Source organism: Pontibacter akesuensis, assembly GCF_001611675.1.
Lineage (GTDB): Bacteria > Bacteroidota > Bacteroidia > Cytophagales > Hymenobacteraceae > Pontibacter > Pontibacter akesuensis.
In genome coordinates this window covers 1,359,482-1,384,317 of sequence record NZ_CP014766.1, presented here as the reverse complement: position 1 = coordinate 1,384,317, position 24,836 = coordinate 1,359,482, and the positions used below count along the sequence as shown (strand labels likewise).

Genomic DNA, 24,836 nt, shown 5'->3' with positions numbered 1-24,836 from the left:
GGGAGGCAGGTGCCTGTAGGCCGGTTGTGTGAGAGCCGTGTATTTTTGTCATCCTAAAGTATACATTTTATGGGTTTTTTCTCAGAGTTTAAAAAGTTTGCCGTCAAGGGCAACGTCCTTGATCTGGCAATCGGTGTGGTTATTGGTGCGGCTTTTGGCGCCATCACCAAGTCCCTCGTCGATGACATCATCATGCCGCCCATCGGACTTCTGATCGACGGCATCAACTTTACCTCACTACAGCTGGTGCTGCAGGAGGCGGTGGTAGAGAACGGGGAGGTAATAGAACCGGCTGTTACCATCAACTACGGCAACTTTCTGCAGGTGGTCCTCAATTTTATTATCATCGCCTTTGCCATTTTTATGCTGGTGCGCGGTGTGAACAGGTTGCGCGAAAAAGAAGCGGCCAAGCCTGCGGCCCCTGCGAACAAACAAGAAGTGCTGCTCGCTGAAATTCGCGATTTGTTGAAAGGAGAGCACCCGGATGCCGCTTCAAGCCCGCAAGACAAAGTTGTTTAACCAGTTTTCCATAGCTATGCATTCTACTTTTACCCGAACATTCATTTTTATACTTGCCCTTTTTTCTGTGACTGCTGCCTCTGCTCAGGCTCCCCCGGATACCCTGTCGGGCTGGAATATCAGTGGTATCGGCACCCTTAACTTCAGCCAGGTAAGCTTGTCGAATTGGGCAGCCGGCGGACAGAACTCGCTTTCGGTGCTTAGTGTTGCCGGTGCGCGCGCAGATTACCGCAAGGGCAGGAATACCTGGAACAACTCGCTCGACTTTACCTATGGCCTGGTGAAGCTGGAAGGAGGACGTATGCAGAAAAGCGACGATAAGGTAGAGCTGAACCTGAAGTATGGCTACCAGGCTTCGGAGAAGTGGTACTATACGGCGCAAGTTAATTTAAAGACTCAGCTCACACCAACCTACTCCGTTACACGCGATACGCTGCTGTCGAATTTTTTCTCTCCGGCCTACATCCTGACCTCCCTGGGTATGGACTATAAACCAAACGACAAGTTGTCTGTGTTCATATCTCCCTTAACAGGTAAGTTCACGATTGTGCAAAACGAGGAGCTTGCTGACAGGGGATCTTTTGGTGTGGAGCCTGCCGATAGGGACATAGAGGGAAATATCATTTCGGGAACCGGAGAAAATTTCCGAAGAGAGTTCGGTGGGTATGTGAATGTGCGCTATAACAATGAGATCTTTAAAAATATCACGTTGCAATCAAAGCTGGATTTATTTACCAATTACCTGCGCAAGGCGAAGAATGTGGATGTGAACTGGGAGAACCAGGTGAACTTTAAAGTAAATGAAATAATCTCGGCAAGTGTGTTCCTGCACGCTATTTACGATGATGACATCAACATTAACGTGGACAGGAACGGGGACGGCGCGATAGATGGAACAGGCCCTCGCTTGCAGTTCAAGGAGACCCTGGGAATAGGCATTTCGTACAAGTTTAAATAGAAGGAATTTCCTACAGGTTCTTTTTGTTGTAAGAAAAATGTATACTTTTAGAGCGTGTTTGCGTTGTATACATAGAACATTCACAATACGTTATGAAGAAACTAACTCTGCTGCTGTTTTCTCTTGGATTTGTACTTTTCGCCCAGGAAGCCAATGCGCAATCATCTCTTAGCAGCGATGCTGCCAAAGATGAATATTGGGGGACTGCCAAGGGTGAAACACGAGGTTCTAACGCAAATGCTGTTGGACAGCGCGCCGTGGGTTTAGATACTCGCTACAATACCTACGAGGGCGGCGAACGCAAGAGCTTTGAGAAGCGGAGAATTGCAAACAGCAAGCGCATGAAGGAGATACTGAAGAAGGAGGAGAAAATGCTCAAAAAGCGCAAGCGCGATAAGCGCCGTCTGCGCCGTCAGGGGCTACTCCAGTAGGCAATTATATAGCACATAAAAAACGAACGGGCTGCCCCACCAGGGCAGCCCGTTCGTTTTTCAGCTGTCCCCAGATTCTATGTTTGCCGCGGCTAAGTATAAAGTCAGAATTACTTTATACTATGTTGTCATCCTGAAAGAATTTTGGTTGCGAGCGGTAGATGCGCTCCACTAAAGCTATTCTAGTTCGCCCACAAGATCCTTTCAGGATGACGACGTAAAAGGCCTGTTAAATCAACTTAGTTTCCATATTCAAATGTAAGTATGGCCAATCAACTAGTGTAAGAAGCCCCGCAAGAGCAACTTCAGATTACACGATCCTGCAAGTATAAACAACAGAAATCCCCCGGCAGCTTTGGGCCACCGGGGGATTTCTGTTGTTTATACTTGACGCTACGTTCTACAGCGTACGCTTCACTTCCTTCTCGATGTAGGCTTCCACAATGTCACCAATCTCGATGTCGTTGTAATTCTTCAGGCTGATACCGCACTCGTACCCTTGTCTTACCTCGGCTACGTCGTCTTTGAAACGCTTCAGGGCCTGGATCTCGCCATCGTGCACTACAATACCATCGCGTACCAGACGAACTTTGGCGTTACGCTGGATCGTGCCATCTGTCACCATACAACCTGCAATGGTACCCACCTTCGTGATCTTGAATACCTCACGTACTTCTACGTTACCTGTAATCTCCTCTTTCAGGGTTGGGGCCAGCATGCCTTCCATGGCGTCTTTCACCTCATTGATCGCGTCGTAGATAATCGAGTACAGGCGCACATCAATCTGCTCCTGCTCTGCCAACTTACGCGCGTTCTGCGACGGACGCACTTGGAAGCCGATAATGATCGCATCGGAGGCCGAGGCCAGCAACACGTCGGATTCTGAGATGGCACCCACGCCTTTGCTGATGATGCTTACCTGCACTTCAGGTGTCGACAGCTTCAGCAGGGAGTCGGCAAGTGCTTCCACCGAACCGTCCACGTCACCTTTCACAATCACGTTAAGCTCCTTGAACGTACCGATCGCCAAACGACGGCCGATCTCATCCAGTGTAATGTGCTTGCGTGTGCGCAGGCTTTGCTCGCGCTGTACCTGAGAGCGGTTTGAAGCGATCTCACGTGCCTCGCGCTCAGACTCCATCACCAGGAACTTGTCACCAGCCTGTGGTGCGCCGTCCAGGCCAAGTAGCTGAACCGGCGTGGATGGTCCTGCTTCCTTCATTTTCTTGCCACGATGGTCTGTCATGGCTTTTACTCTACCGTAATGCGCTCCGGCCAGTACTACGTCACCGATTTTCAGTGAACCTGTCTGTACCAGAACAGTAGCCACATAACCACGGCCTTTGTCAAGCGATGCCTCAATCACAGTTCCTACCGCCTGTCGATCCGGGTTGGCTTTCAGTTCAAGTAATTCAGCCTCCAGCAATACTTTCTCCAGCAAGTCTGGTATGCCTTGGCCAGTTTTGGCCGATACTTCCTGCGACTGGTACTTTCCGCCCCATTCCTCTACCAGAATGTTCATCTGGGCCAGTTCCTCACGAACCTTATCCGGGTTGGCTCCCGGCTTATCGATCTTGTTCAGAGCGATAATGATTGGTGAGCCTGCTGCCTGTGCATGGTTGATGGCCTCTTTTGTCTGAGGCATCACCGAGTCGTCAGCCGCTACCACAATAATTACAACGTCCGTTACCTTGGCACCTCGGGCACGCATGGCCGTAAAGGCTTCGTGACCCGGTGTATCCAGGAAGGTAACCATACGGCCTCCTTCAGTTTTAACACTGTAGGCGCCAATGTGCTGGGTGATACCACCGGCCTCACCGGCAGTCACGTTTGCGTTTCGGATGTAATCGAGCAGGGAAGTTTTACCGTGGTCAACGTGTCCCATGATCGTTACGATCGGAGCGCGCTCTATCAGGTCAGCCTCATCATCGGCTATAGTATCCTCCAGTGCCTGCTCATCTTCTGAGGTGATGAATTCCACATTGTAGCCAAACTCATCGGCAATCACCGTAATGGCTTCTGCATCGAGGCGCTGGTTGATGGAAACAAACATGCCCAACTGCATACACACCTTGATCACGTCGTTCACGCTCACATCCATCAGCGATGAAAGGTCGTTGGCCGATACGAATTCCGTTACACGCAGAGTCTTAGACTCTGCCTGCTCCTGCATTCTACGTTCTTCCGTGGCATCAGCAATGGCTGAGCGCTTTTCGCGTCTGTACTTGGAGCGGTTGCCGCCGCCACCGCCTTTGCCACCACTAAGTTTGGCAAGCGTGGCTTTGATCTGCTCCTGTATCTGCTTGTCTGTAACCTCGGCTTTGATAGGCCGTGCCGCAGTACCCCGAGGGGCTGGTCTGCCACCTGGGCGATTGCCTGGGGCACCTCCGCCGCCTGGTCTGCCTGGCGGTGGTCCAACCGGGCGACTGCCAGCCGGACGGTTGCCCTGAGGGCCCGCGCCTGGCGTGCGGTTGCCTTGTCCCGGCTGCCCGGTACCTGGCTGCTGACCTTCGGTGGCTACTATAATACGTTTGCGCTTCTTCTTACCCTTGTTGCGGTCGTCAGAAGATGCGACAGGCTTAGAGCCTTTCCTTCGCGACTCTACCGGCAATTCAATCTTGCCCAGTACAGTAAGCCCTTTCAGCTGGTTCGCTTTTGGTGTTACCTTTTCTATATCCTCTTTATTTTCGGTACTTTCTTTTGCTTCTGCAGCTGCAGGAGTGGCCGGTTGCTGTGGCGCCTTCTCTGCAGCAGGCTCCTGTGGAGTTGCTTTTGCTTCGGTTGTTGCTGGTGCGGCTGGCTTTTCTGGCGCCGCCTCCGGCTGCTGAGAAGCCTGTGCTTCCGGCTGCTGAGGCTTGGCAGGTGCCTCAGGTGCTTTGGCTACAGGTTGCTCGGGTGCCGGAGCTGCTTTTGGCGCAGCAGGCGTTTCTGCCGCAGGGGCAGGCGCAGGCTGTTCCGCTGCTTTCGGGGCCTCTGGCTGCTTGGCCTCAGGTGCCGGAGCTGGTTTCTCCTCTTCCCGTGGGGGCACCGGTGCGCGCTCTGGGGTTGGCTGTGGCGCAGCTTCCGCCTTCGGCTCGGCTGGTTTCGGCACAGGTCTGCCTTTTGCATCCAGGTCTATCTTGCCCAGTACTTTGATGCCTGGTAAGCTGGATGAAATTTTCTCAACAGGCTTCTCCTCTTGCTTGGGAGCCGCCGCCTCAGGTGCTTTCGCGTTCTTGATCAGGATTTCCTGCTCAGGCTCACTTGTCCTTTTGGGCTCATGCGCTGGTTCCGACTCAATAACCTGGTTACTCTGTGGCTTTTTGCCAATGTGTATCTCGTCTGCCTCCTGCTTTTCTTGCATAGAGGAAGCAAATTCTTTAGCCAGCATATTGAACTGATCTGCCGTGATCTTGGTGGTAGGTTTGTTCTCCACCTCAACCCCTTTAGCAGACAGGTAATCCACAATAGTGGAAGTACCAATGTTTAAAGTTGTCGCAACCTGTTTAAGCCTCCTTGTTTTTTCTTCTGCCATTTTATTCTAATATGCTGTCTTTAGTTCTGTCTATTATTATAGTTGCTGCTACATCATTAGCTTTCCATTTAGGTTAGAGAGAGTGCGTTGCTTTATACTATTCAAAATTAGCGCAACAACGCACAATTCGCAACTATTGATTTTCTTCTTCCTCTTCCAACTCCTCACGAAGTATGGAAAGCACATCGTCAATGGTTTCCTCTTCCAGCTCAGTGCGGCGCAGCAAATCTTCTTTGCTTACTGCCATTACGCTTCTTGCTGTGTCGAGGCCAATGCGTCTTAGTTCTGCTATTACCCAATCTTCGATCTCATCTGTGAATTCTTCCAGGCTGATGTCTTCTTCATACGTCTCAGACTCACGGAACACGTCAATCTCCAGGTCAACCAACTTACTGGCCAACTTAATGTTCTGACCGCCTTTACCAATGGCAAGCGATACCTGGTCCGGCTTCAGGAACACAGACACACGGCCTGTTTCCTCGTCAATTTTCATGCTACTGATCTTTGCAGGGCTCAGGGCACGCTGTATGTAAAGCTCCAGGTTCTCGGTGTAGTTGATCACGTCGATGTTCTCATTCTCCAGCTCGCGCACGATGCTGTGGATACGGGAACCCTTCATGCCCACACAGGCACCTACCGGGTCAATGCGGTCATCAAACGATTCTACGGCAACCTTGGCGCGTTCGCCCGGTTCACGCACAATTTTCTTGATGGCGATAAGGCCATCGAATATCTCAGGAACTTCGTTCTCGAAAAGGCGCTCCAGGAAAGAAGGGGAGGTACGGGAAAGTATAATCTTCGGATTACCGTTTACAATCTCCACACGCTGCACCACAGCACGCACCTGGTCTCCTTTGCGGTAGCGGTCTTTCGGGATCTGCTCGCTTTTCGGGATGATCAGTTCGTTTTCTTCCTGGTCCAGCAACAACACTTCGCGGTTCCATACCTGGTATACTTCGCCAGAGATGATTTCGCCAACCTGGTCTTTATACTTCTGGAACAGCAACTCCTTCTCCATATCCTTGATGCGCTGGATCAGCGTCTGGCGTGCGGTAAGCACCGCACGGCGGCCGAAATCCTCCAGCTTCACCTCCTCAGACACTTCCTCGCCCACCTCAAAGTCAGGCTCTATTTTACGGGCGTCTGACAGGCTGATCTTATCGTAGTCCCAGATGTCTTCAGAGTTGTCGTCAACGATTTCACGGTTACGCCAGATCTCCAGGTCACCCTTCTCCACGTTCAGAATGATGTCAAAATTCTCATCGGTGGCCCACTTTTTACGGATCATGGTGCGGAACACATCCTCCAGGATGCGCATCATGGTCGGGCGGTCTATGTTCTTGAATTTCGCGAATTCGGCGAACGACTCGATCAGGATTGAACTGTTCATTATTTTATCATTTAAAAGAGATTACAACATTTGCTTTTACAATGTCCCCAAAGGGTATCTGCACAGGCACGTACGTTACCTTCTTGCCTTTCTGTTTTACTTCCTCCAGCATGTTAAGGCCCGCTTCGGTTACCTCCTCCAACTTGCCGATTTTCTCGGTGCCATCCTGTAGTTTTACTTTCAGGCTGCGGCCGGTGTTGCGTTTAAACTGTTGCGGCTGCGTAAGCGGAAAATCAACCCCCGGAGAGCTTACCTCCAGCACGTAAGACATGTCCGGCCCAAACTCCTCCTCAATCCGTCTGTTAATGCGGCGGCTGATGGTGGCGCACTGGTCTATGGTAATACCCTGCTCTCCGTCTGCCAATACCATAATTTTAGGTCTGGCCGGTGAGTCTGATACGGAAACGTCCACGATGAACAGGTCGTTGTCCGGCAGGCCCGCCTGCGCCATTTCTCTTATGTTCTTTGCTGTAAGTTCCATAGCGAACGGTTAAGAAATAAAGAAGGGGACTTCTTGTCCCCTCAGCTCTTTGGAAAAATATTGCTGCAAATTTACTACAAAATCATTATATACACAACTCTTTATGTCTACATGACTTTTATTAAATTATTACATCCTGAATTTCCGCGATACTTTGGAGCCGGCGCCAACGTGTTAAAACAACTATACACTCCTGTAAAAGCTGTAAGCTGTAACAAAAGCCTGTAATTAATAGTTCGACCTGAACTGCTGTGCGTTTTAGGGTGCCGCGTTGCAGATATTATGGCAGCGGGTTGGTAGAGATAGCCTCATAATTTGTAAGTTTGCTTTTGTGTCAGGAACATTCAAAAAAATACGGCGGCGCGTTTGGCTCATCATCAACATCGTGGTGGTGCTTTGGCTGTTAGCGGGCGTGTACAGCCTGCAGGTGCCGCCGAGCGAATTCTGGCCGGCAGGCTTTGTGGCTTTCTCTATGCCGGTGCCGCTGGTGCTCAATTTCTTTTTCCTGATATACTGGGCGCTACGGCGTTCCTGGCTTGTGGTGCTGCCGTTTGCCGTGCTTATACTTGGGTGGAGCTACTACGCCCGCCTCATCGCCATCAACTTTGAGCAGGAAGTGCCCAAGGGAGCAAAGACATTGCAGGTGTTAAGCTTTAATACGCATGTGTTCAATGCGTATGATAAAATATCGGAAGGAGTGCCACAGGTTTCTGATGACATGATAGAATGGGTAGCCACCCACCCTGCCGATGTATTCTGCCTGCAAGAATTCTATAGCCGGGTAAATTCCATTGAGCATAACAACTTTAATAAGATAGGTACGCGCTACAACAAGTATAAATTCGCCTCCACTGATGAAACGGACAGAATAAAAGCCAACCTTGGCATCGTTATTTTCTCTAAATACCCTATTGTAAAAGGAGGTACTATCCATTTTTCAAACACCCCTGTGCGGACCGCTAATCGAGTAGCCTGGGCTGATATTGATGTGGAGGGAGATACGGTGCGGATTTTTGCGGTGCACCTGCAGTCTATGAGCATCAAAGCGGAAGATATAGAAAACACCTACTCCGCGATTGGTGATGAAGCGAGTTTCAAGAAGGAAGGCCGTAACCTGGCGCGCCGCCTGAAGCGCGGGTTTGTAGCGCGGGCCACACAGGTGCAGATGCTGCTGGACCATGTAAGGGCGTCTCCCTACCCGGTTATTGTTTGCGGCGATTTCAACGATATTCCCTTCAGCTATACTTACAACGAACTGGCTGAAGAGCTGGATAATGCTTTTGTGGAGGCCGGTAGCGGACTGGGAAGCACATACAACGGCATACTCCCTTTCCTGCGCATCGACAACCAGTTCTACAGTGAAGGACTGGAGGCCTATAACTTTGAAACGCACTACGAAATGGATTTGTCTGACCATTTTCCGGTATCTGCCACGTACGTGCTGAAGCCTAAGGCAAGGGAAGAGCGTTAGGAGAAAAAGGGCAATATCTTTAGCTTTGAAACAAATATGGCAGCTCCCGAAGGGCGGCTGACTATCTACAAATGCAACACCTTTACGGTGTTCATACCTGGTAAAACATGCAACAAGAACTAAACCTATACAATACACTTTCGCGCAAAAAAGAAGTCTTCGAACCGCTGCACGCTCCCTTTGTGGGCATGTACGTTTGCGGGCCAACGGTATACGGCGAGCCCCACCTGGGCCATGCCCGCAGCGCCGTTACCTTTGATGTGCTGTACCGCTACCTAAAGAACCAAGGGTATAAAGTGCGTTACGTGCGCAATGTAACCGATGTGGGCCACCTGGAGAACGATGCGGACGAAGGGGAGGATAAAATTCAGAAGAAGGCCAAACTGGAGCACCTGGAGCCGATGGAGGTGGTGAGCCACTACACCAACATCTACCACCAGGAGATGGAGAAACTGAACGTGCTGCGGCCCGACATCGAACCCCGCGCCTCCGGCCATATAATAGAGCAGGTGGAGATGATACAGGAAATCCTGGACAACGGCTTTGCCTACGAGGTAAACGGTTCGGTATACTTTGATGTGGAGAAATACAACAAGGACAACAACTATGGCAAGCTCTCCGGCCGCAACATTGAGGACCTGATCGGCAACACCCGCACGCTGGATGGGCAGGCGGAGAAGCGTTCGCCGGTTGACTTTGCGCTCTGGAAGAAGGCCTCACCGTCGCACATCATGCGCTGGCCCTCGCCGTGGAGCGATGGCTTTCCGGGCTGGCATTTGGAGTGTTCGGCCATGAGCCGCAAGTACCTAGGAACCACTTTCGATATTCACGGAGGTGGGTTGGACCTGATGTTTCCGCACCACGAGTGCGAGATCGCGCAGAGCCAGGCTAGCAGCAGCCACACCGATGCCGCCCGCTACTGGATCCACAACAATATGATCACGGTGAACGGGCAGAAAATGGGCAAATCGCTGGGCAACTTCATCAACCTAAGCGAGCTGTTCAGCGGCAACCACGAGATGCTGGAGCAGGCGTACAGCCCCATGACCATCCGCTTCTTCATACTTCAGGCGCACTACCGCAGCACCCTCGACTTCAGCAACGAGGCGCTGCAGGCGGCACGCAAAGGCTACACGAAGCTGATGAACGGTCTGCGTGTGCTCAAGAAGCTGACGTACCCGGCCGATACATCCACGATTGAACCCGATGTAAAACTGAACGAGGAACTGCTGAAACTGACGCAGGACTGCTTCCGTGGCCTGAACGATGATTTGAACACGGCCCGCACCATCGCCTCGCTGTTCAACCTGCTCAAAAAGATCAACAGTTTATACTTGGGCCAGATACCGATGGAGCAACTGGCGCGCGGCACTTTCGATACCATTCGCGACACCTACCAGGAACTGGTGCTGCAGGTATTGGGCCTGCAAGAGGAGCCGGTTGGTGATATGGAGGAAGTGCTGAACCTGGTGCTGAACTTTTACAGGGAAGCAAAGGAGCAGAAGGCGTACGATAAAGTAGACACCATTCGTGCCGAACTGAAGAAGCAGGGCATCGTGATAAAGGACATGAAAACCGGGATTGACTGGGCGTATGAGGAATAGCCTGAAGGTGGCGGCAATCTTTTCTGCGGCCCTCTTTTTCCGGCTGCGGTTCCCCAAGAGGAAATGAAGCCCAGCGAAGCAAGTTGCTCAATTATAACCAGCAGAACCCGAGCGATTACTTAGGATGTTTCACCACACCTATTCTGTGGGCATTATCAGCAAAAACGTCCTGAAAGCGCAGGAGCAAACTGTACTGCAGGTGCTTTATAACGAGTAATATGTCTAAACTGCAAGTATAAAAGAAAAGGCCTCCCAGTTACAGGAGGCCTTTTCTTTTATACTTGTTGCTATACTTAGTTGATGATGTTTTCCTTCGCCATCTGCTTCACGGTTATTTCGGAGAACGTGTCAGCGAAAGAAGTCAGGCTGGCCGGGTCGTAGCTTTTAGACTGTGCAGACCATACCAGATTTTCGTTGCTGGTGTCGTACAGGTTGGTTTCGAGGAAGTATATTTTCTCCTTCGTGTAGTAGCCCGGGCGGTACAACGTCGGCGACATATAGCCATAGTACCCCCTGAACGTGTTGTAATAACCAAAGCGCGATATCGGTGCATACGCCGTGGTACCCGGTACATAGCGCGTGTCCGTTTCCTGGTCTACCACAGCCACTGTCAGAATGCCGTCATACCCGTCGCTCGTAATGCGGTCCAGCATCATGTCAGCAGGCGACTCGGTGCCTTGCATCGTGCTTGGCGGGAACAAGTTTATACTTTTGGTTACCTTGATGCCTCGCGCCTGTAGCTGCTCCTCTAACTGGTTCTCAATGGTCTGACGCGCCTGCACGTCATCCGTCATGGCGGCCACTACCACGTTGTTGAACGTTTTGGCAGTAGCCTGGGGGCTTTTCCAGGTGCCTGTTATTTGTGTGGAGGGTACGCAGCCGTAAATGCCAGCTGCCATCAGCAGGCAGCCAAGAAGGTAAAATAATCTGGTGGTTGATGTTCTGTTACGTGTTTTCATAGTTGCAATTGATTTCTGGTGTCTTACTTATTTAACTGTAACACGGGCAAATGGTTTAGAAGGAGCCTTTAGGCGCTTGTATCGGCTGGATGTGTTTTTTTTATACTTAGAAATGCCTAAGTTGTGAAGCTAAACTGATCTACACTTTATCACCCTGAACTTTTATGATACTCAACCAAAAGCTTCTGGCGGCACTGGGCCTCTCGGTGCTCCTTAGCTCGGGCACGGCGCTGGCACAGGAGCAGCCGCATGTTTTCCGTGGCGCTAAAATAATCCCGGTGGTGGGCCAGCCAATAGAAAACGGGGTGCTGGTGGTGCAAAACGGGAAGATCACCGCCGTGGGCGCTGCCGACAAAGTGCGCATCCCCAAAAACGCGCAGGAGTTTGATATGACGGGCAAAGTATTGATGCCGGGCCTGGTGGATACGCATTCGCACCTGGGCGAAGGCTCCGGCGGCGACGGCTCCGCAGCCCTGCACCCTGACGTGCAGATCATCGACGGCATCAATCCCATCAGCGACACCTTTAAGCGGGCATTGGCAGGCGGCATTACCACGGTGAATGTGATGCCTGGTTCCGGCCACCTGATGAGCGGCCAGACCGTGTACCTGAAGATGCGCGAGGGCAACACCATAAGCGACCTGACCTTCTGCGACGATGTGATTAACGGCATTTGCGGCGGCATGAAAATGGCCAACGGCACCAATCCAATGCGGCCGGCGCCTTTCCCAGGCACGCGCGCCAAATCGGCGGCCATGGCGCGGCAGCTTTTCCTGGATGCGCAGGCCTACAACCAGAAAATAAAGGCGGCCAAAGGCAAGGCAGACAAAATGCCGGAGCGTAAGCCAAACCTGGAGCCGCTGGTGGAGATACTGGAGGGCAAGCGCATCGTGCACTTCCACACGCACCGCTACGACGATATCCTGACGGCCCTGCGCCTGAAAGAGGAGTTCGGCTTTAAGCTGGTGCTGCACCACGTAAGCGAAGCCTGGAAAGCCGCCGATGAAATTGCAAAAGCCGGTGTGCCCGCTTCCATCATTACGCTGGACTCGCCGGGCGGCAAGTCGGAGGCAGTGGAGCTAAGCAACACGAATGGGGCTGCACTGGAAAAAGCCGGTGTGCTGACCGCTTTCCACACCGATGACGGTATCACAGATTCCCGCCTGTTCATGCGCAACGTGGCCCTGGCCGTGCGTGCCGGAATGAGCCGCGAAAAAGCTATCGAGGGTCTCACCATAGCCGGTGCTAAAATGCTGGAACTGGATGGGCGCGTCGGGTCACTGGAGAAGGGCAAGGATGCCGATTTTATCGTGCTGAGCGGCGAGCCCTTCAGTGTGTACACCAAAATAGAGCAGACGTGGGTAGAGGGCCAGAAACGCTTCGACCTCGCCAACCCAGAGGACAAGGCCTACGCCACCGGCGGCTTCCGCGCCTACGATGGCATTTTGCATTATCACGCACATTAAGAAAGACACAGGATTATAGACACAGGACACAAGACTTTTTCAGCACAATAGATAAGCAAAGCTGGACTTCAGAAAGGGAGCAGAAAGTCTTCCCTAATAAAAAGTCTTGCGTCTTATGTCCCAAAAAGATCAACATGAAAAAACAGATACATTTTGCTGCGGTCCTACTTGCGGGGCTTGCCATACTTGGTGGGCAACAGGCACAAGCGCAGATCGCTGTGAAAGGCGAAACGGTTTATACCATGGCCGGTGCGCCGATCAAAAACGGGGTGGTGCTGTTGAAAGACGGTAAAATAGAGGCCGTGGGAGCCAACCTGCAGGTACCGCAGAACTACACCGTGTACATCGCCAAAGTCGTGACGCCCGGCTTGGTAGATGCGCATGCCACAGTAGGCTTGGCGGGTATCTACAATATTCCGGCCGACCAGCAGCAGCTCGAAAAAACCGCTCCCATTCAACCAGAGCTGCGTGCCCTGGACGCTTACAATCCGCAGGAGGAGCTGGTGGCGTGGGTGCGCGACCATGGCGTGACCACCATCAACACGGGGCATGGCCCGGGCGCACTGATCAGCGGACAGACCATGACGATTAAAACATCGCCGGATGGCTTTGCCACCCTGATGGACACCACAAGTATGGTGACCTTTACGCTGGGTACGTCGGTTGGGGAGAACTACAACTCGCCCAAGACATCGGCGAAAGGCATGGCAATGCTGCGCTCCGAGTTGCAGGCGGCACAGGCTTACGCGAAGAAATCCGGTAATTCAGACGCCAGCAAGCGCCCGGACCGGAACCTGAAAATGGATTACCTGGTGGGCGTGCTCAACGGCAAGTATAAATCTCTTATTACGGCCAACACCTCGCAGGATATCATGGCAGCGTTGCGCCTGGCAAAGGAGTTTAAGCTGGATCTGGTGCTGGACGGCGCTGCCGAGGCTTACCTGCTGCTGGATGAGATAAAGGCTGCGGGTGTGCCCGTTATCCTTCACCCTACCATGGCCCGGGCAAACGGCGACAACAAGAACATGTCCTTCGAGACGGCGGCCATACTTGCCAAAGCAGGCATTCCGGTGGCGATACAGAGCGGCTTTGAGCAGTATGTACCGCGGGCGCGCGTGCTATTGTTTGAGGCCAGTGCTGCCGTGGCCAACGGGATGACACCCGAGCAGGCGCTGGCGGCTGTTACTTCCACACCTGCCAAAATCATTGGGCAGGATAAGCGCGTTGGCTCGCTGGAGAAGGGCAAAGATGCGGACCTGGTGCTGTACGATGGTGACCCGTTTGAATATACTTCGCATGTGTGTGCCGTGATTATAGACGGCAAGGTGGTGAACAACACCTGTAAGTAGCGCCAGGCCTGGCCACTGGCGCAGAGGTGTACTTGCGCCAGTGGCCATACTTTAACTCAGGTATAAAATACGGCAGCAGGCCGCGCTGCAAAACTTTTTATTGCTGGCTGAAGTATAGGTTGGAGCAAGCCTAAAAGCCTGCGACACCAATAAAGGTGCCTGCCATGCTATGAAAAACACTGCGGTACGAAAGCCTGAAAGGGCTTTGCCGCTTTGGTATTTAGTAGAGGAATCAAATCTGAAATTGCGTTTAAGCTTATACTTCAAGTTTCATTCATTTCACATTTCTTCCTAAAAACGAACAAAGCCAATGACTTACGATAACATCGTTTCGTTGCTCGGCTCCGAAGCAGAGAACCTGCTGCAGCACAAATGCCAAACCATTGCCAAAGAGCAGCTGCACGCGCCGGGGCCAGATTTCGTGGACCGCATTTTTGTGCAGTCGAATCGCTCACCACAAGTGCTGCGCAGTCTGCAGCAGCTATTCAACCACGGCCGCCTGGGGGGCACGGGCTACCTGTCCATCCTGCCGGTAGACCAGGGCATTGAGCACACGGCCGGAGCCTCTTTTGCACCGAACCCTATCTATTTCGATCCAGAGAACATCATCAAACTGGCCATGGAAGGCGGCTGCAACGCGGTGGCCACTACTTTTGGCAACCTGGCGATGATGTCGCGGAAGTATGCGCACCGGATTCCGTTTGTTGTAAAGATCAACCACAACGAACTGATGACTTACCCGAGCAAGTATGACCAGATCATGTTCGGCTCCGTGGATGAGGCCTGGAATCTGGGCGCAACGGCTGTAGGCGCCACCATCTACTTTGGTTCTGGGGAGTCATCGCGCCAGATAGTGGAGGTAGCCGAGGCCTTTGAGCGGGCACACCAGTTGGGCATGGCTACCATCCTGTGGTGCTACACCCGCAACAACGCCTTCAAGAAAGATGGCACCGACTACCATGTGGCTGCCGACCTTACGGCTCAGGCAAATCACCTGGGCGTTACCATCCAGGCTGATATCATCAAGCAGAAACTTCCTGAGAACAACGGCGGCTTCAAGGCTATCGGCTTCGGCAAGACACACGAGAAAATGTACAGCGCCCTTTCTTCCGACAACCCGATCGACCTGACGCGCTACCAGGTGGCCAACTGCTATATGGGACGTGCCGGATTAATTAATTCCGGAGGCGAATCCAAGGGCGAATCCGACCTGGTGGATGCCGTGCGTACGGCGGTGATAAACAAGCGTGCGGGCGGCATGGGGCTGATTTCCGGCCGCAAGGCTTTCCAGAAAGACATGAAAGTGGGTGTGGAGCTTTTGAACGCCATTCAGGGTGTGTATCTGGCAAATGAGATTACACTGGCTTAATTTGTAGCAGAACTGCTGATTATTACATATTTTTGTGACCTGCCTTAGCTTACCCGCTTGCGGATGGCCAGGGCAGGTCATTTACATGATGCACCTTGCCATGTGGCGAAGCGCCAATAAACTTTAAAGTGCGGAATGCACGCTGTTAACTATGATGCCTTGGTTTAAAAGAGCAGACAAAGGAATTCACACCCCTACTGAGCAGAAGAAGGAAACCCCGGATGGATTGTGGTATAAGTGCCCTGAATGCAAGACCGTGACAAGTATGGCCGAGCACCGCAAGAACCTGAACACCTGCGTGCAGTGCGATTACCACGACCGCATCGGCTCGAAAGAGTACTTCGCCATACTGTTTGACAACAACGAGTTCACTGAACTGGATGCGGACATGACCTCGGCTGACCCCCTTGACTTTGTGGATACCAAAGCCTACCCGCAGCGAATTGCTGCCACTCAGAAGGCTATTGGCCTGAAGGACGCGGTGCGCACAGCCCAGGGAAAGATAAACGGCCAGGATCTGACCATTGCCTGTATGGACTTTGCCTTTATTGGCGGCTCCATGGGTTCGGTGGTAGGCGAGAAAATAGCCCGCGCTATAGACCACGCCCGCAAAAACCGCACGCCTTTCCTGATGATCTCCAAGTCGGGTGGTGCGCGTATGATGGAGGCTGGTTTCTCGCTGATGCAGATGGCCAAAACCTCTGCCAGGTTGGCTTTGCTGTCTGAGGCGAAGCTTCCTTACATCTCCATGCTGACAGACCCAACGACAGGTGGCGTAACGGCTTCGTATGCCATGCTCGGAGACTTTAACATTTCAGAGCCGGGTGCCCTGATCGGTTTTGCCGGTCCGCGCGTGATTAAGGAGACAATTGGAAAGGATCTTCCGAAGGGCTTTCAAAGTGCGGAGTTCGTACTGGAGCACGGCTTTCTGGACTTCATAGTAGACCGTAAACAGCTGAAGAGCAAGCTTGGCGAACTGCTGAGCATGGTGCTGCTGCCGGAGGATGTCACCACCGCGCCTAAGGTAAAAAAAGCAACTAAGGTATCTTAATAGAGACCGTATAAGTATAAAGAGGTCTGCTGGTGTTGCGCCGGCAGACTTTTTTTATGTGCCACCGCTGTGTATAGCATTAGCTTATATAGCAGCCGTAAAATATTTTGAAGTATGAGAATACAGTTTGGCACAGGTCTTGCGTTACCTGTGGAGACAAACGTTTTTATACTTTACAGCAACATCAAACGGATTAAACACTTACAAATTTTTTCTACCATGAACGTAATAAAACTATCTCTGAGCTCAATGCTAGCCGCTACGCTGTTGTTCTCTTCTTGCCAGACGGCAGCGCCTGTGGCAGGCTCGGGTAATACAGAAACTACTACTCAGGCCAAGACGCAGGAGAAAGAGGGAATGAATAAAACAACCAAAGGTGGCCTGATTGGTGCCGGTGGTGGTGCCGTGATCGGCGGCCTGATCGGAAACAGGTTAGGTAATACAGCCGCAGGTGCCATTGTGGGTGCTGCCGTAGGTGGCGCAACAGGTGCCGTTATCGGGCGCCGCATGGACAAGCAGGCCGAGGAACTGGAGAAGTCTATGGAAAATGCGAATGTGGAGCGTGTGGGGGAGGCCATCCGCGTGAACTTCGATTCTGGTATCCTTTTCCAGGTAAACTCCGCCGAGCTTAGCGCCGCTGCAAAGCAGGACATACAGAAACTGGCTAAAACGCTGCAGGATTATCAAGGAACCAACGTTATCATCGAAGGCCATACCGACAACACTGGTTCTTACGACCTGAACCAGAAGCTTTCTGAGCGCCGTGCCGAAGCCGTGGCAGCTTATGCCCGTAGCTTGGGTGTGGATGGGTCGCGACTGCAGGCCAAAGGCTATAGCTACGACCAGCCTATCGCTGACAACACCACTGCAGAAGGACGTCAGAAAAACCGTCGTGTGGAGGTGATTATTGTTGCGAACGAGGAACTGAAAGAAGCCGCCGAAAAAGGCGAAGTAAAGTAACCATTCAGTAATCTGATAAAACAGCGCCGGCTCCTTTTGGGGCCGGCGCTGTTGTTTTAAGGAATAAAAGAGAATTTCTTTTATTCTTGCTCGAGGGAGAAAGTGCGTATAAAATCCTGTACATCACGTATAAAGCAGCGATACAGGGAGTGGTTGCTGCGGAAAGTGCAATATATTTGAAAGAATTTAATATAACATTTATTGTATATAAGGAGTACAAGGCTCATAATCTGATCTCTTATTTTCAGATGTATAAATTATGGAAATTATGAAAAACGTAAGAATTAACTTTTCAATACTGATAGTTATAGCAGTTCTGTTCTCTTCCTGCTCAGGATGGAACAACACGACGAAAGGCGGTGCCATTGGTGCCGGCTCTGGAGCCGTGGTAGGTGGCGTGGTAGGTAGAGTTGCGGGCAACACTGCTGCCGGTGCTATCATTGGTGCCGCTGTTGGCGGTACGGCTGGTGCCCTTATTGGCAGAAGAATGGACAAACAGGCGGAAGAGCTTCGCCGCGACCTGGAAGGCGCTAACGTAGAGCGTATCGGTGAAGGTATCAAAATTACCTTTGATGCCGGTATACTTTATCCTGTAAACTCTGCTGAGCTTCAGGCTGGTGCCAAAACCGACATCGCGCAGCTGGCCGAGACATTGAAGAAATACCCTGACACGGAAATTCTGATTGAAGGCCATACTGACAACACGGGTAACCGTTCTATCAACCAGCCGCTGTCTGAGCGCCGTGCACAATCCGTGGCTAATTACCTGTCAGGGCTAGGTGTAGACCGCAGCCGTATGACCACTACCGGTTATGCCGATGATCAGCCGATTGCAGATAACAGCACAGCTGCTGGCCGTCAGCAGAACCGCCGTGTAGAGATTGCCATCTTCGCCAACGAGAAAATGAAGAAAGCCGCTCAACGCGGAGAACTATAAGAGATTAAGTAGTAGATTGATTGGATTATTGGTGATTTTCCAGCCGCGCGGGGGTGCGGCTGGTTTTTTTTGCCCTTTGGTGTAGGTTAATATAGCTAAGCCATACTTATAAGAACACGATGCGCTCAAACTAAATTGGCAGCACGAAATAAATTCAAGGTGAAGTTTATCGCACATGAAAGCCACACGTTAACGGGTAGATGTAATCATGAAAATTTTGGTGCCTTTAATTTTAGCGTTCATATTATTAACTGCCTGTCAGCACAAAGAGGCGGAATACATCTTGCATACAGATGGTGTTTATGTTACTGATTTGCCAACGCATGGCATGGAAAATTCGAAACATTACTTAAAATTCCATGATGACAGTACAGTACTTGCGATCAGTTCGCCATATAAATTGGAAAAAGTACGAAAGCTGCTTGAGTCTCCCTCTATTCATATAGGAAAAGGCAAGTTTAAGGTGACAGATGATAGTATAAAATTTGTAACTAAAACTCAGTCAGGACTAGTCGTGTATGAAGGAATCATTGAACACGATCAAAAAATTAATCTGAAAGTTAGAAGTTATATCAATGGATATGAATTTCAAGAGGTGTATACTTTTCAGCCATATTGAAAGAAATACATTTGCTAGCATTCTGTAAAAACCATACTTCGGTCGACGGACTCACCTGGCTTTTACATGAAGCTGCTACACCTTTTGTTTATCACTAACTTCTAAACAGCGTTAGCTATCCTTCTTTTTCTTCGAGAACACAAAAGCTACAGACATGGTGATAGCGGCACCTGCAACAGCCAATGCCAGATCTTTTTGGGCATCCCACGGATCGCCTTGCATCCCCAGGAAAGCCCTGGCCTTCTCTCCACCGCCGTACACCCAGTCGGCTACAATCCACTCCAGCAGTTCATACAGCGCACCCGTCGATAAGATAATTTCCACCGGGAGCAGGTAACTATAGAAACGCCTGACGCGGAAGCCCCTGGCTAGTACCTCGTGAATAGGATATGCCAGTAGCAAACCATAGCCAAAGTGCACCAGGCGGTCGTAGTGGTTGCGCTGCAGGCTGAACTGTTGCTGCAGCCAATCACCAAATGGATTGTTGGCATACTGGTACTGGCTGCCGTAAATATGGAGCAGCAGGAACAGGAATATGCAGGTATAGCTGGTATTCGAAAAGCGGAAGATGTTGTAAAAAGCCCCTAGAATGATAATGAGGGAAACGGTCAGGATATTCTCCGCTATCCAGTTATCGAAGTTGGGTGTGGTGATGGCGGTGTAAACCCAGAAGATCAGGAGAAGCGCGCTGTAAAAAAGGTGTAGCGGCTGTTTTAAGTAAGGTTTCTTAGCGTCGGGTTTGGTCGTCATGGTTGCACTTTGGTACGCGCGCGGCAGGTGTATAGCAGCTTAATCCGCAGTTGGAACTGCGACTGTATACGGAAAGTTTAGGAGATATGCCTTAGTTGCTCTGAATAAAGCGCTTTTTGCACGCGCACCCATAGGCATTGCCTGTGTGATAGTACCAGCGAAAGGTCAGGCCATAAAAGCCTGCTGAAAAAACACCAGCCTGATGGGATTGTCCGCCGGGCTCAGCGTAGGATCGCAGTGGTAGCCGAACATCTCCACGCCGTTCATGTACGGCAGCAGCTTTTTGTAGTACGTGTGGCCCTTATTCTCCGAGTTAAAGGTGATGTCGTGGAAAACGCAGGTCTTTTTATCCGGCATCTTCTCCAGCTTATCGAAAAGCACTTCTGGGCGGGCCAGGTCGCCTGAGTAGGCAATACGGCTCTCTTCATTGTCAAACACATACGCGTACGTCTGCAGGCCCTCAGAGTGCAGGCCATATGTGTCTACACACGAGATTCCCTCAAACTGCTCCAGTGGCACAAATTCGGCATAGGTGTCAGGCTCCTTCAGTTGTATTTCCAGGAAGCGGTAAAGCTGCTGCCTGAACTGCTCTGATGGGTAAAGTATAACAGGGCGCTCGGACTTTTCCACAATGCCTTTATAGAGCAGCAGGTTGGCCAGGCTGCCGCTGTGGTCGTTGTGCAGGTGAGTAAGTAAAATATGGTCTATTTTCCGTACCAGGTCCTTTCTTACTAGTGTTGGGAAAACTGTAAAGCCACAATCGATTAACAGGTTCATCCCGTTAAACTCCATTATTGCAGATGAGTTCAGATAGTCGGTATCGAATGCGCCGCCTGTACCTAAAAATTTAATTGTCATAAAAGTAGAGACCCTGAAGGCCGTAAAAAACAGATAGCCTTGCTGTATAGCGTTGAAAAAGTAAAATAGTTGTGTGTAAAGTTACATTGCTGCTGCTGCAGTTGCTGAAGCTTAATCAGTTGACCGGTGCTTCACAACATATAAAAATGCTATACTTAACAGCGTAGTGGGGAAGGCCGTACAACCAGAGCACTAACGTTTTTAGAATGGATGCTCACCAATTACCCGCCGCCGAGAAAACGCAACAGACGCATGAGCTGCTGAACCAGGCATACAAGCGGCTCACGCTCGACAGCCGCCGTACGCCCATGCACGAGCTCGTTTCCACCATGCTCTCGCACCGCACCAACCATGCCGACGAGGTGAAGGCCTATAACACTATGCTGGAGCGCTTTGGCGATTGGGAGGGCGTGATGCAGGCTGATGAGAATGAACTAGCCGATGCCATCCAGACCACCCGCTACCCCGGCCAAAAGGCGCCGCAGATACAGCAGACGCTGCGGCGGATACAGGAAAAGCAGGGAGAGATAAATATAGATTTCCTGAAGGACATACCCGTGGAGGAGGCGATGGAGTGGCTGACAAGCCTGCCAGGCGTTGGCCTGAAAACAGCAACCTTGCTGCTACTCTTCAACTTTAAGAAACCCGTGCTGCCCGTAGATACGCATGTGTTTCGGGTGAGCCAGCGGGTGGGGCTGATTGGGGCAAGCGTAACGGCTAACAAGGCGCACGCCCTGCTCCTGAGCATGCTCCCCAAAGATCCGGTGGAGCTGTTTAACTTTCACAAGCACCTGTTCTGGCACGGCCAGCGCGTCTGCACCTTCTACAGCCCCAAGTGCGAGGAGTGCGTGTTGCAGCACATCTGCAATTATTACCAGGGTGTGCGGTTGAAGAAGATTGATACGTGAGGGTGCTTCAGTGGTGGATTCAGCAGGCTATGCCTCCACAAACCAAACCGCACCAGGCGGGAGCGAGATAGCAACAGCATCGCCACTAGACACGCTGCTGTCAGCGGTTCTAACTGTTACTGTGCCAGCTGCAAGTATAACCTCTGCCTCGTAATAGCTGCCGAAGAAGGCAACCTGCTTTACTTTTCCTTCAACTGAAGAATTTCCCGTTGCCAGCTTAAAGCTCTCTGGCCGTACAAGCGCCTTCTTTCCTTGCATGCCCTCACTAGGCTGAACAGCGAAAGCCTTAGCCAGAGCAGGAGAGAGTAAGGTATACTTGCCAAACAGGCCAGCTATATACTCATTGCCCGGTTGCCTGTAAACCTGCTCCGGAGCCCCCTGCTGCAGCACCTGCCCAGCTTTCATCACCAGAATCTGGTCTGCCCACGAAAGCGAGTCCAGCGGGTCGTGCGATACCATGGCGCAGGTAATTTGCAGGCGCTCCCCAATATCCTGGATCACAGCTTTTAGGGTGCTTTTGTGGACCATGTCGAGGTTCGAGAAGGGTTCGTCAAGCAGCAGCAGCCGGGGAGAGGAGGAGAGGAGCCGGGCTACGGCCACGCGCTGTTTTTCACCGCCCGATAGCTGATCTGTTCTGCGTTTTAGCAGGTGCGTGATACGGCACACGTCGTATAGCGTTTCCGCATCTTCCTGAGGCAGTGTGTTGGTGTACTTCAACACCTGCTCTACCCGCAGCGATTTAGGAAGCTCGAAGTGCTGTGAGAGGTAGGCGATGCCCGGATGGCCGGGAACCAGCTTTTCGGCCGGGCCTTCCACTTCATCTCCCTCAAAAAAAACCTGGCCGGCTGTAGGCTGTGCCAGGCCTGCGATCACTTTCAGCAGCGTGCTTTTACCGGAACCGGTTTCCCCGGCAATGGCCACGCGCTGGAACTCCTGCTGCGTAAAGTTAATGTCTTGCAGCACAGGGCCTCGTTCTGCCGCTAAGCTAATTCCCTTAATTTCTAAAAAATCACTGTAGCCGGTAGCGTAATGTTCCTGGGCTTGATTCATACTTGGTGTGGGAGGCATAAACAAATTAATCAGGCCTAAGTGTTTGCTGCAAAGGTAAGGAAGCGGAAGATAGTGGAAAGCTTAATTCTAAATCAGAGTTAGTGCAGGGTTGGAAGTATAGCAGAGAAGCAAAGCATTTCCCTGTTTTCCACCTATACCCTTGTTGTCAAGTATAAACAATCCCTACTCACTTCCCGTCATTAGCCTTCACCGCCTGCAGCATCTGATTGATTACTTGAAAATGATTAAGCATCATACTTTTTTAAAGTTAAAGACTTCTTTGTCCTTTTCTTACAACTCCTATTTTGTTGTACTCTATCATCTTGCTAAAGTCTTTGTTGGCAAGAACTGGATCATTTTCCGCTATATATTCTTTAACCTTTAATATTGCCTCGCTCTTGCCGATCATAAATGAATTATGTCTGTCGGTAATAAAGAATATATCGTTTTCGCTGAAGAAAGAGTTAACTAGTTCAACGGCCTCGACTTCTCTGAACTCTTTTCCGACTCCTAAATACATCCATTCAGTTTCTCTGTGCATTTTCCATTCTATATTATTAGAAAAGTGCATGTATGCAATATAGATATTCTTAGAGTCCATTTTTTATATATTCACTTGCGAGCAGTGGCAAATAGCAGACAAGTATATTACTTCCTGTTATTAGCTTTCACCGCCTGCAGCATCCGGTTGATTGCCTGTTGGTCGTGTACCCTGCCGCCTTTTACCACCACTGCTATGTTGCTGGTGTTGGCGATGTTCTGGAGTGGGTTTGCGTTCAGCAGGAGCAGGTCTGCCACTTTTCCTTTTTCGATGCTTCCGTAGGAGTTCTCCAAACCGAAAAATTTAGGGCCGTTGATGACAGAGGTAACCAAAGCCTGTTGCGGGGAGAGCCCCGCCTTCACCAAACTTTGAAGTTCGCCGTGCAGCGATTCTCCCGGGTACACATACGAGTTGGAAGGGCCCGCATCAGAGCCGGCAACAATGTTCACACCTGCTTCATACATCGGCACGATCATGTCCATGTTGAGCTGGGCCATCTTCTGCCGCGCGTCGCTGCCACTTCTGCCCGCCCGTTTGGCGCCCTCTATTCTTCGCTGGTACGTCTGCTGTATGCCGCTGCCCATGTAAGGCAATAGCGTATCCCGGCTGTGGTCGGTGTCCAGGAGCTCAGAAAGCACTTTCCCGATGTGCAAGGTAGGGGTGATATATACGTTGTTTGCTTTCATCTTCGCGTACACCTCGCGGGCAAGCTGCGGGTCAAACGAATTTACTATCTGGTTCATCATGCCGTAGCCCAGGTTCAGTTTGGTGAGGCTATCGGCCAACGGCGAGGTGGCCTTCAGGGTGTAGTACATGTGCTCCGAACCGTCGAGGCCGTAGTCAATGGCCTGCACAATATCGGCGGACAGGGGCATGTGCCCGGTTGTTTTCATGCCGCGCTTCTCGGCGGCCTGTATAATGCCGTAGAAGGCCTCTTTGGTCAGGCTGCCGTCGTACATCTTCACATAGTCTACCTGCAGCTTCTCCAGCGAATCGAGAGCAGCTTCAATATCACCTGCATTCACTACCTCGATGGAGCCTGCCCAAGCCGGGGCGGCGCCATCCAGTTTCGGACCGGGCGTAAAAATGGTAGGACCTTGCAGGTTTCCGTTTTTGATCTGCTCGCGCCAGCTGAGTACGCTGGGTACTATGTCGCCGCCGGCATCCCGAACGGTAGTAACACCATAGGCCAGGTACAGGGGAAGGAGGTTCTTGTTTTCAGCGATAAGCGAATCGCCGCCTCTGAAGTGCACATGCATGTCCCAAAGGCCGGGCATCACGTATTTGCCGCTGGCGTCTATTACCTGCTGAGCCTCATACTTGTCGCGGTTGGCTGTAGCGTCCACCATCCGGATCGTGTCGTTGGAAATGGCGATCAGCTGGCCGGGTGTCAGAGAGCCAGACGCGACATCCACAACAGTGGCGTTCAGCAGCAGCAGGTCGTAGGTCTCCTTTTCCGCACGGGCAGCGGTTCCGTTTTTAGTGCGCTGGCAGCTACCAAGTATAAAAGCAAGGCCCAGGCAGATAAGTATAATTCTAGTCATAGAAGTGAAGTTAAGGATGCAGAAGCGTTTTGTGCAGGCGCAAAGGAAAATATAGCCCGAGTACATTACGCATGATTTACGAATATAGGCATAATTCAGGCTTTGGC

The 24,836-nt window shown here is 51.3% G+C and carries 22 protein-coding genes; 13 read left to right on the top strand and 9 right to left on the bottom strand.

Going from position 1 to position 24,836, the window contains the following annotated elements; genetic code table 11:
• Positions 1-69: 69 nt before the first annotated feature.
• The 3 genes from mscL to A0W33_RS05720 all read left to right on the top strand — a co-directional run bounded on the left by mscL (position 70) and on the right by A0W33_RS05720 (position 1,908).
• Positions 70-519: a large-conductance mechanosensitive channel protein MscL gene (gene mscL / locus A0W33_RS05730; RefSeq protein WP_068837269.1), complete on the top strand. Its 450-nt coding sequence runs from the start codon at positions 70-72 to the stop codon at positions 517-519.
• 16 nt (positions 520-535) lie between these two features.
• Positions 536-1,477, top strand: coding sequence for a DUF3078 domain-containing protein (locus tag A0W33_RS05725; RefSeq protein WP_068837268.1), 942 nt, complete (start codon positions 536-538; stop codon positions 1,475-1,477).
• A gap of 92 nt (positions 1,478-1,569) precedes the next feature.
• A complete protein-coding gene (locus A0W33_RS05720) occupies positions 1,570-1,908 on the top strand; it encodes a hypothetical protein (protein ID WP_068837267.1) in 339 nt (112 codons plus the stop codon).
• Between the two features lie 400 nt (positions 1,909-2,308).
• On the opposite strand, the gene infB is transcribed toward A0W33_RS05720, so the two are convergent.
• From infB to A0W33_RS05705, 3 genes are all read right to left on the bottom strand, one after another.
• A complete protein-coding gene (gene infB / locus A0W33_RS05715; protein WP_068837266.1) occupies positions 2,309-5,422 on the bottom strand; it encodes a translation initiation factor IF-2 in 3,114 nt (1,037 codons plus the stop codon).
• Positions 5,423-5,555: 133 nt separating this feature from the next.
• A complete protein-coding gene (gene nusA / locus A0W33_RS05710) occupies positions 5,556-6,812 on the bottom strand; it encodes a transcription termination factor NusA (protein WP_068837265.1) in 1,257 nt (418 codons plus the stop codon).
• 7 nt (positions 6,813-6,819) lie between these two features.
• On the bottom strand, positions 6,820-7,293 hold the full coding sequence (locus A0W33_RS05705; RefSeq protein ID WP_229802219.1) for a ribosome maturation factor RimP: 474 nt from the start codon (positions 7,291-7,293) through the stop codon (positions 6,820-6,822).
• A 331-nt stretch (positions 7,294-7,624) separates the two neighbouring features.
• On the opposite strand from A0W33_RS05705, the gene A0W33_RS05700 reads away from it, so the two are divergent.
• Complete coding sequence (locus A0W33_RS05700; protein WP_068837264.1) at positions 7,625-8,764, top strand: endonuclease/exonuclease/phosphatase family protein; 1,140 nt, start codon at positions 7,625-7,627, stop codon at positions 8,762-8,764.
• Between the two features lie 107 nt (positions 8,765-8,871).
• The gene (gene cysS, locus A0W33_RS05695; protein ID WP_068837263.1) at positions 8,872-10,368 is read left to right on the top strand and encodes a cysteine--tRNA ligase; all 1,497 of its coding nucleotides are present in this window, start codon (positions 8,872-8,874) and stop codon (positions 10,366-10,368) included.
• Positions 10,369-10,661: 293 nt separating this feature from the next.
• Here cysS and A0W33_RS05690 read toward each other — a convergent pair whose 3' ends face one another.
• Positions 10,662-11,327, bottom strand: coding sequence for a hypothetical protein (locus A0W33_RS05690; RefSeq protein ID WP_068837262.1), 666 nt, complete (start codon positions 11,325-11,327; stop codon positions 10,662-10,664).
• A gap of 164 nt (positions 11,328-11,491) precedes the next feature.
• On the opposite strand from A0W33_RS05690, the gene A0W33_RS05685 reads away from it, so the two are divergent.
• The 7 genes from A0W33_RS05685 (at position 11,492) to A0W33_RS05650 (ending at position 19,078) form a co-directional block, all read left to right on the top strand.
• Positions 11,492-12,793, top strand: coding sequence for an amidohydrolase family protein (locus A0W33_RS05685; protein WP_082815142.1), 1,302 nt, complete (start codon positions 11,492-11,494; stop codon positions 12,791-12,793).
• Between the two features lie 134 nt (positions 12,794-12,927).
• Positions 12,928-14,142, top strand: a complete 1,215-nt coding sequence (locus A0W33_RS05680; RefSeq protein ID WP_068837261.1) for an amidohydrolase family protein — start codon at positions 12,928-12,930, stop codon at positions 14,140-14,142.
• Positions 14,143-14,452: 310 nt separating this feature from the next.
• Positions 14,453-15,511 (top strand): class I fructose-bisphosphate aldolase, encoded by a 1,059-nt coding sequence (locus A0W33_RS05675; RefSeq protein WP_068837260.1) that lies wholly within the window; start codon positions 14,453-14,455, stop codon positions 15,509-15,511.
• 154 nt (positions 15,512-15,665) lie between these two features.
• Positions 15,666-16,562 (top strand): acetyl-CoA carboxylase, carboxyltransferase subunit beta, encoded by an 897-nt coding sequence (gene accD / locus A0W33_RS05670; RefSeq protein WP_068839958.1) that lies wholly within the window; start codon positions 15,666-15,668, stop codon positions 16,560-16,562.
• Positions 16,563-16,676: 114 nt separating this feature from the next.
• Positions 16,677-17,522 carry an OmpA family protein gene (locus A0W33_RS05665; RefSeq protein ID WP_229802221.1) on the top strand — a complete coding sequence of 282 codons (846 nt, stop codon included), beginning with the start codon at positions 16,677-16,679 and terminating at the stop codon, positions 17,520-17,522.
• 268 nt (positions 17,523-17,790) lie between these two features.
• Positions 17,791-18,459 carry an OmpA family protein gene (locus tag A0W33_RS05655; protein ID WP_068837258.1) on the top strand — a complete coding sequence of 223 codons (669 nt, stop codon included), beginning with the start codon at positions 17,791-17,793 and terminating at the stop codon, positions 18,457-18,459.
• Positions 18,460-18,667: 208 nt separating this feature from the next.
• Positions 18,668-19,078, top strand: a complete 411-nt coding sequence (locus A0W33_RS05650; protein ID WP_068837257.1) for a hypothetical protein — start codon at positions 18,668-18,670, stop codon at positions 19,076-19,078.
• Between the two features lie 111 nt (positions 19,079-19,189).
• On the opposite strand, the gene A0W33_RS05645 is transcribed toward A0W33_RS05650, so the two are convergent.
• Together A0W33_RS05645 and A0W33_RS05640 are read right to left on the bottom strand one after the other, a co-directional pair.
• Entirely contained in the window at positions 19,190-19,828 is a 639-nt protein-coding gene (locus A0W33_RS05645) for a DUF2238 domain-containing protein (RefSeq protein ID WP_068837256.1), read from the bottom strand.
• Positions 19,829-19,993: 165 nt separating this feature from the next.
• On the bottom strand, positions 19,994-20,686 hold the full coding sequence (locus A0W33_RS05640) for an MBL fold metallo-hydrolase (RefSeq protein WP_068837255.1): 693 nt from the start codon (positions 20,684-20,686) through the stop codon (positions 19,994-19,996).
• Positions 20,687-20,892: 206 nt separating this feature from the next.
• Between A0W33_RS05640 and A0W33_RS05635 the strand changes: the two genes are divergently transcribed.
• Positions 20,893-21,594, top strand: a complete 702-nt coding sequence (locus A0W33_RS05635) for an endonuclease III domain-containing protein (protein ID WP_068837254.1) — start codon at positions 20,893-20,895, stop codon at positions 21,592-21,594.
• A gap of 27 nt (positions 21,595-21,621) precedes the next feature.
• Here A0W33_RS05635 and A0W33_RS05630 read toward each other — a convergent pair whose 3' ends face one another.
• From A0W33_RS05630 to A0W33_RS05620, 3 genes are all read right to left on the bottom strand, one after another.
• Entirely contained in the window at positions 21,622-22,644 is a 1,023-nt protein-coding gene (locus tag A0W33_RS05630) for an ABC transporter ATP-binding protein (RefSeq protein ID WP_082815141.1), read from the bottom strand.
• A 268-nt stretch (positions 22,645-22,912) separates the two neighbouring features.
• Positions 22,913-23,245, bottom strand: coding sequence for a hypothetical protein (locus A0W33_RS05625; RefSeq protein ID WP_068837253.1), 333 nt, complete (start codon positions 23,243-23,245; stop codon positions 22,913-22,915).
• Between the two features lie 47 nt (positions 23,246-23,292).
• Positions 23,293-24,729 carry an amidohydrolase family protein gene (locus tag A0W33_RS05620; protein ID WP_068839955.1) on the bottom strand — a complete coding sequence of 479 codons (1,437 nt, stop codon included), beginning with the start codon at positions 24,727-24,729 and terminating at the stop codon, positions 23,293-23,295.
• Positions 24,730-24,836: the final 107 nt, after the last annotated feature.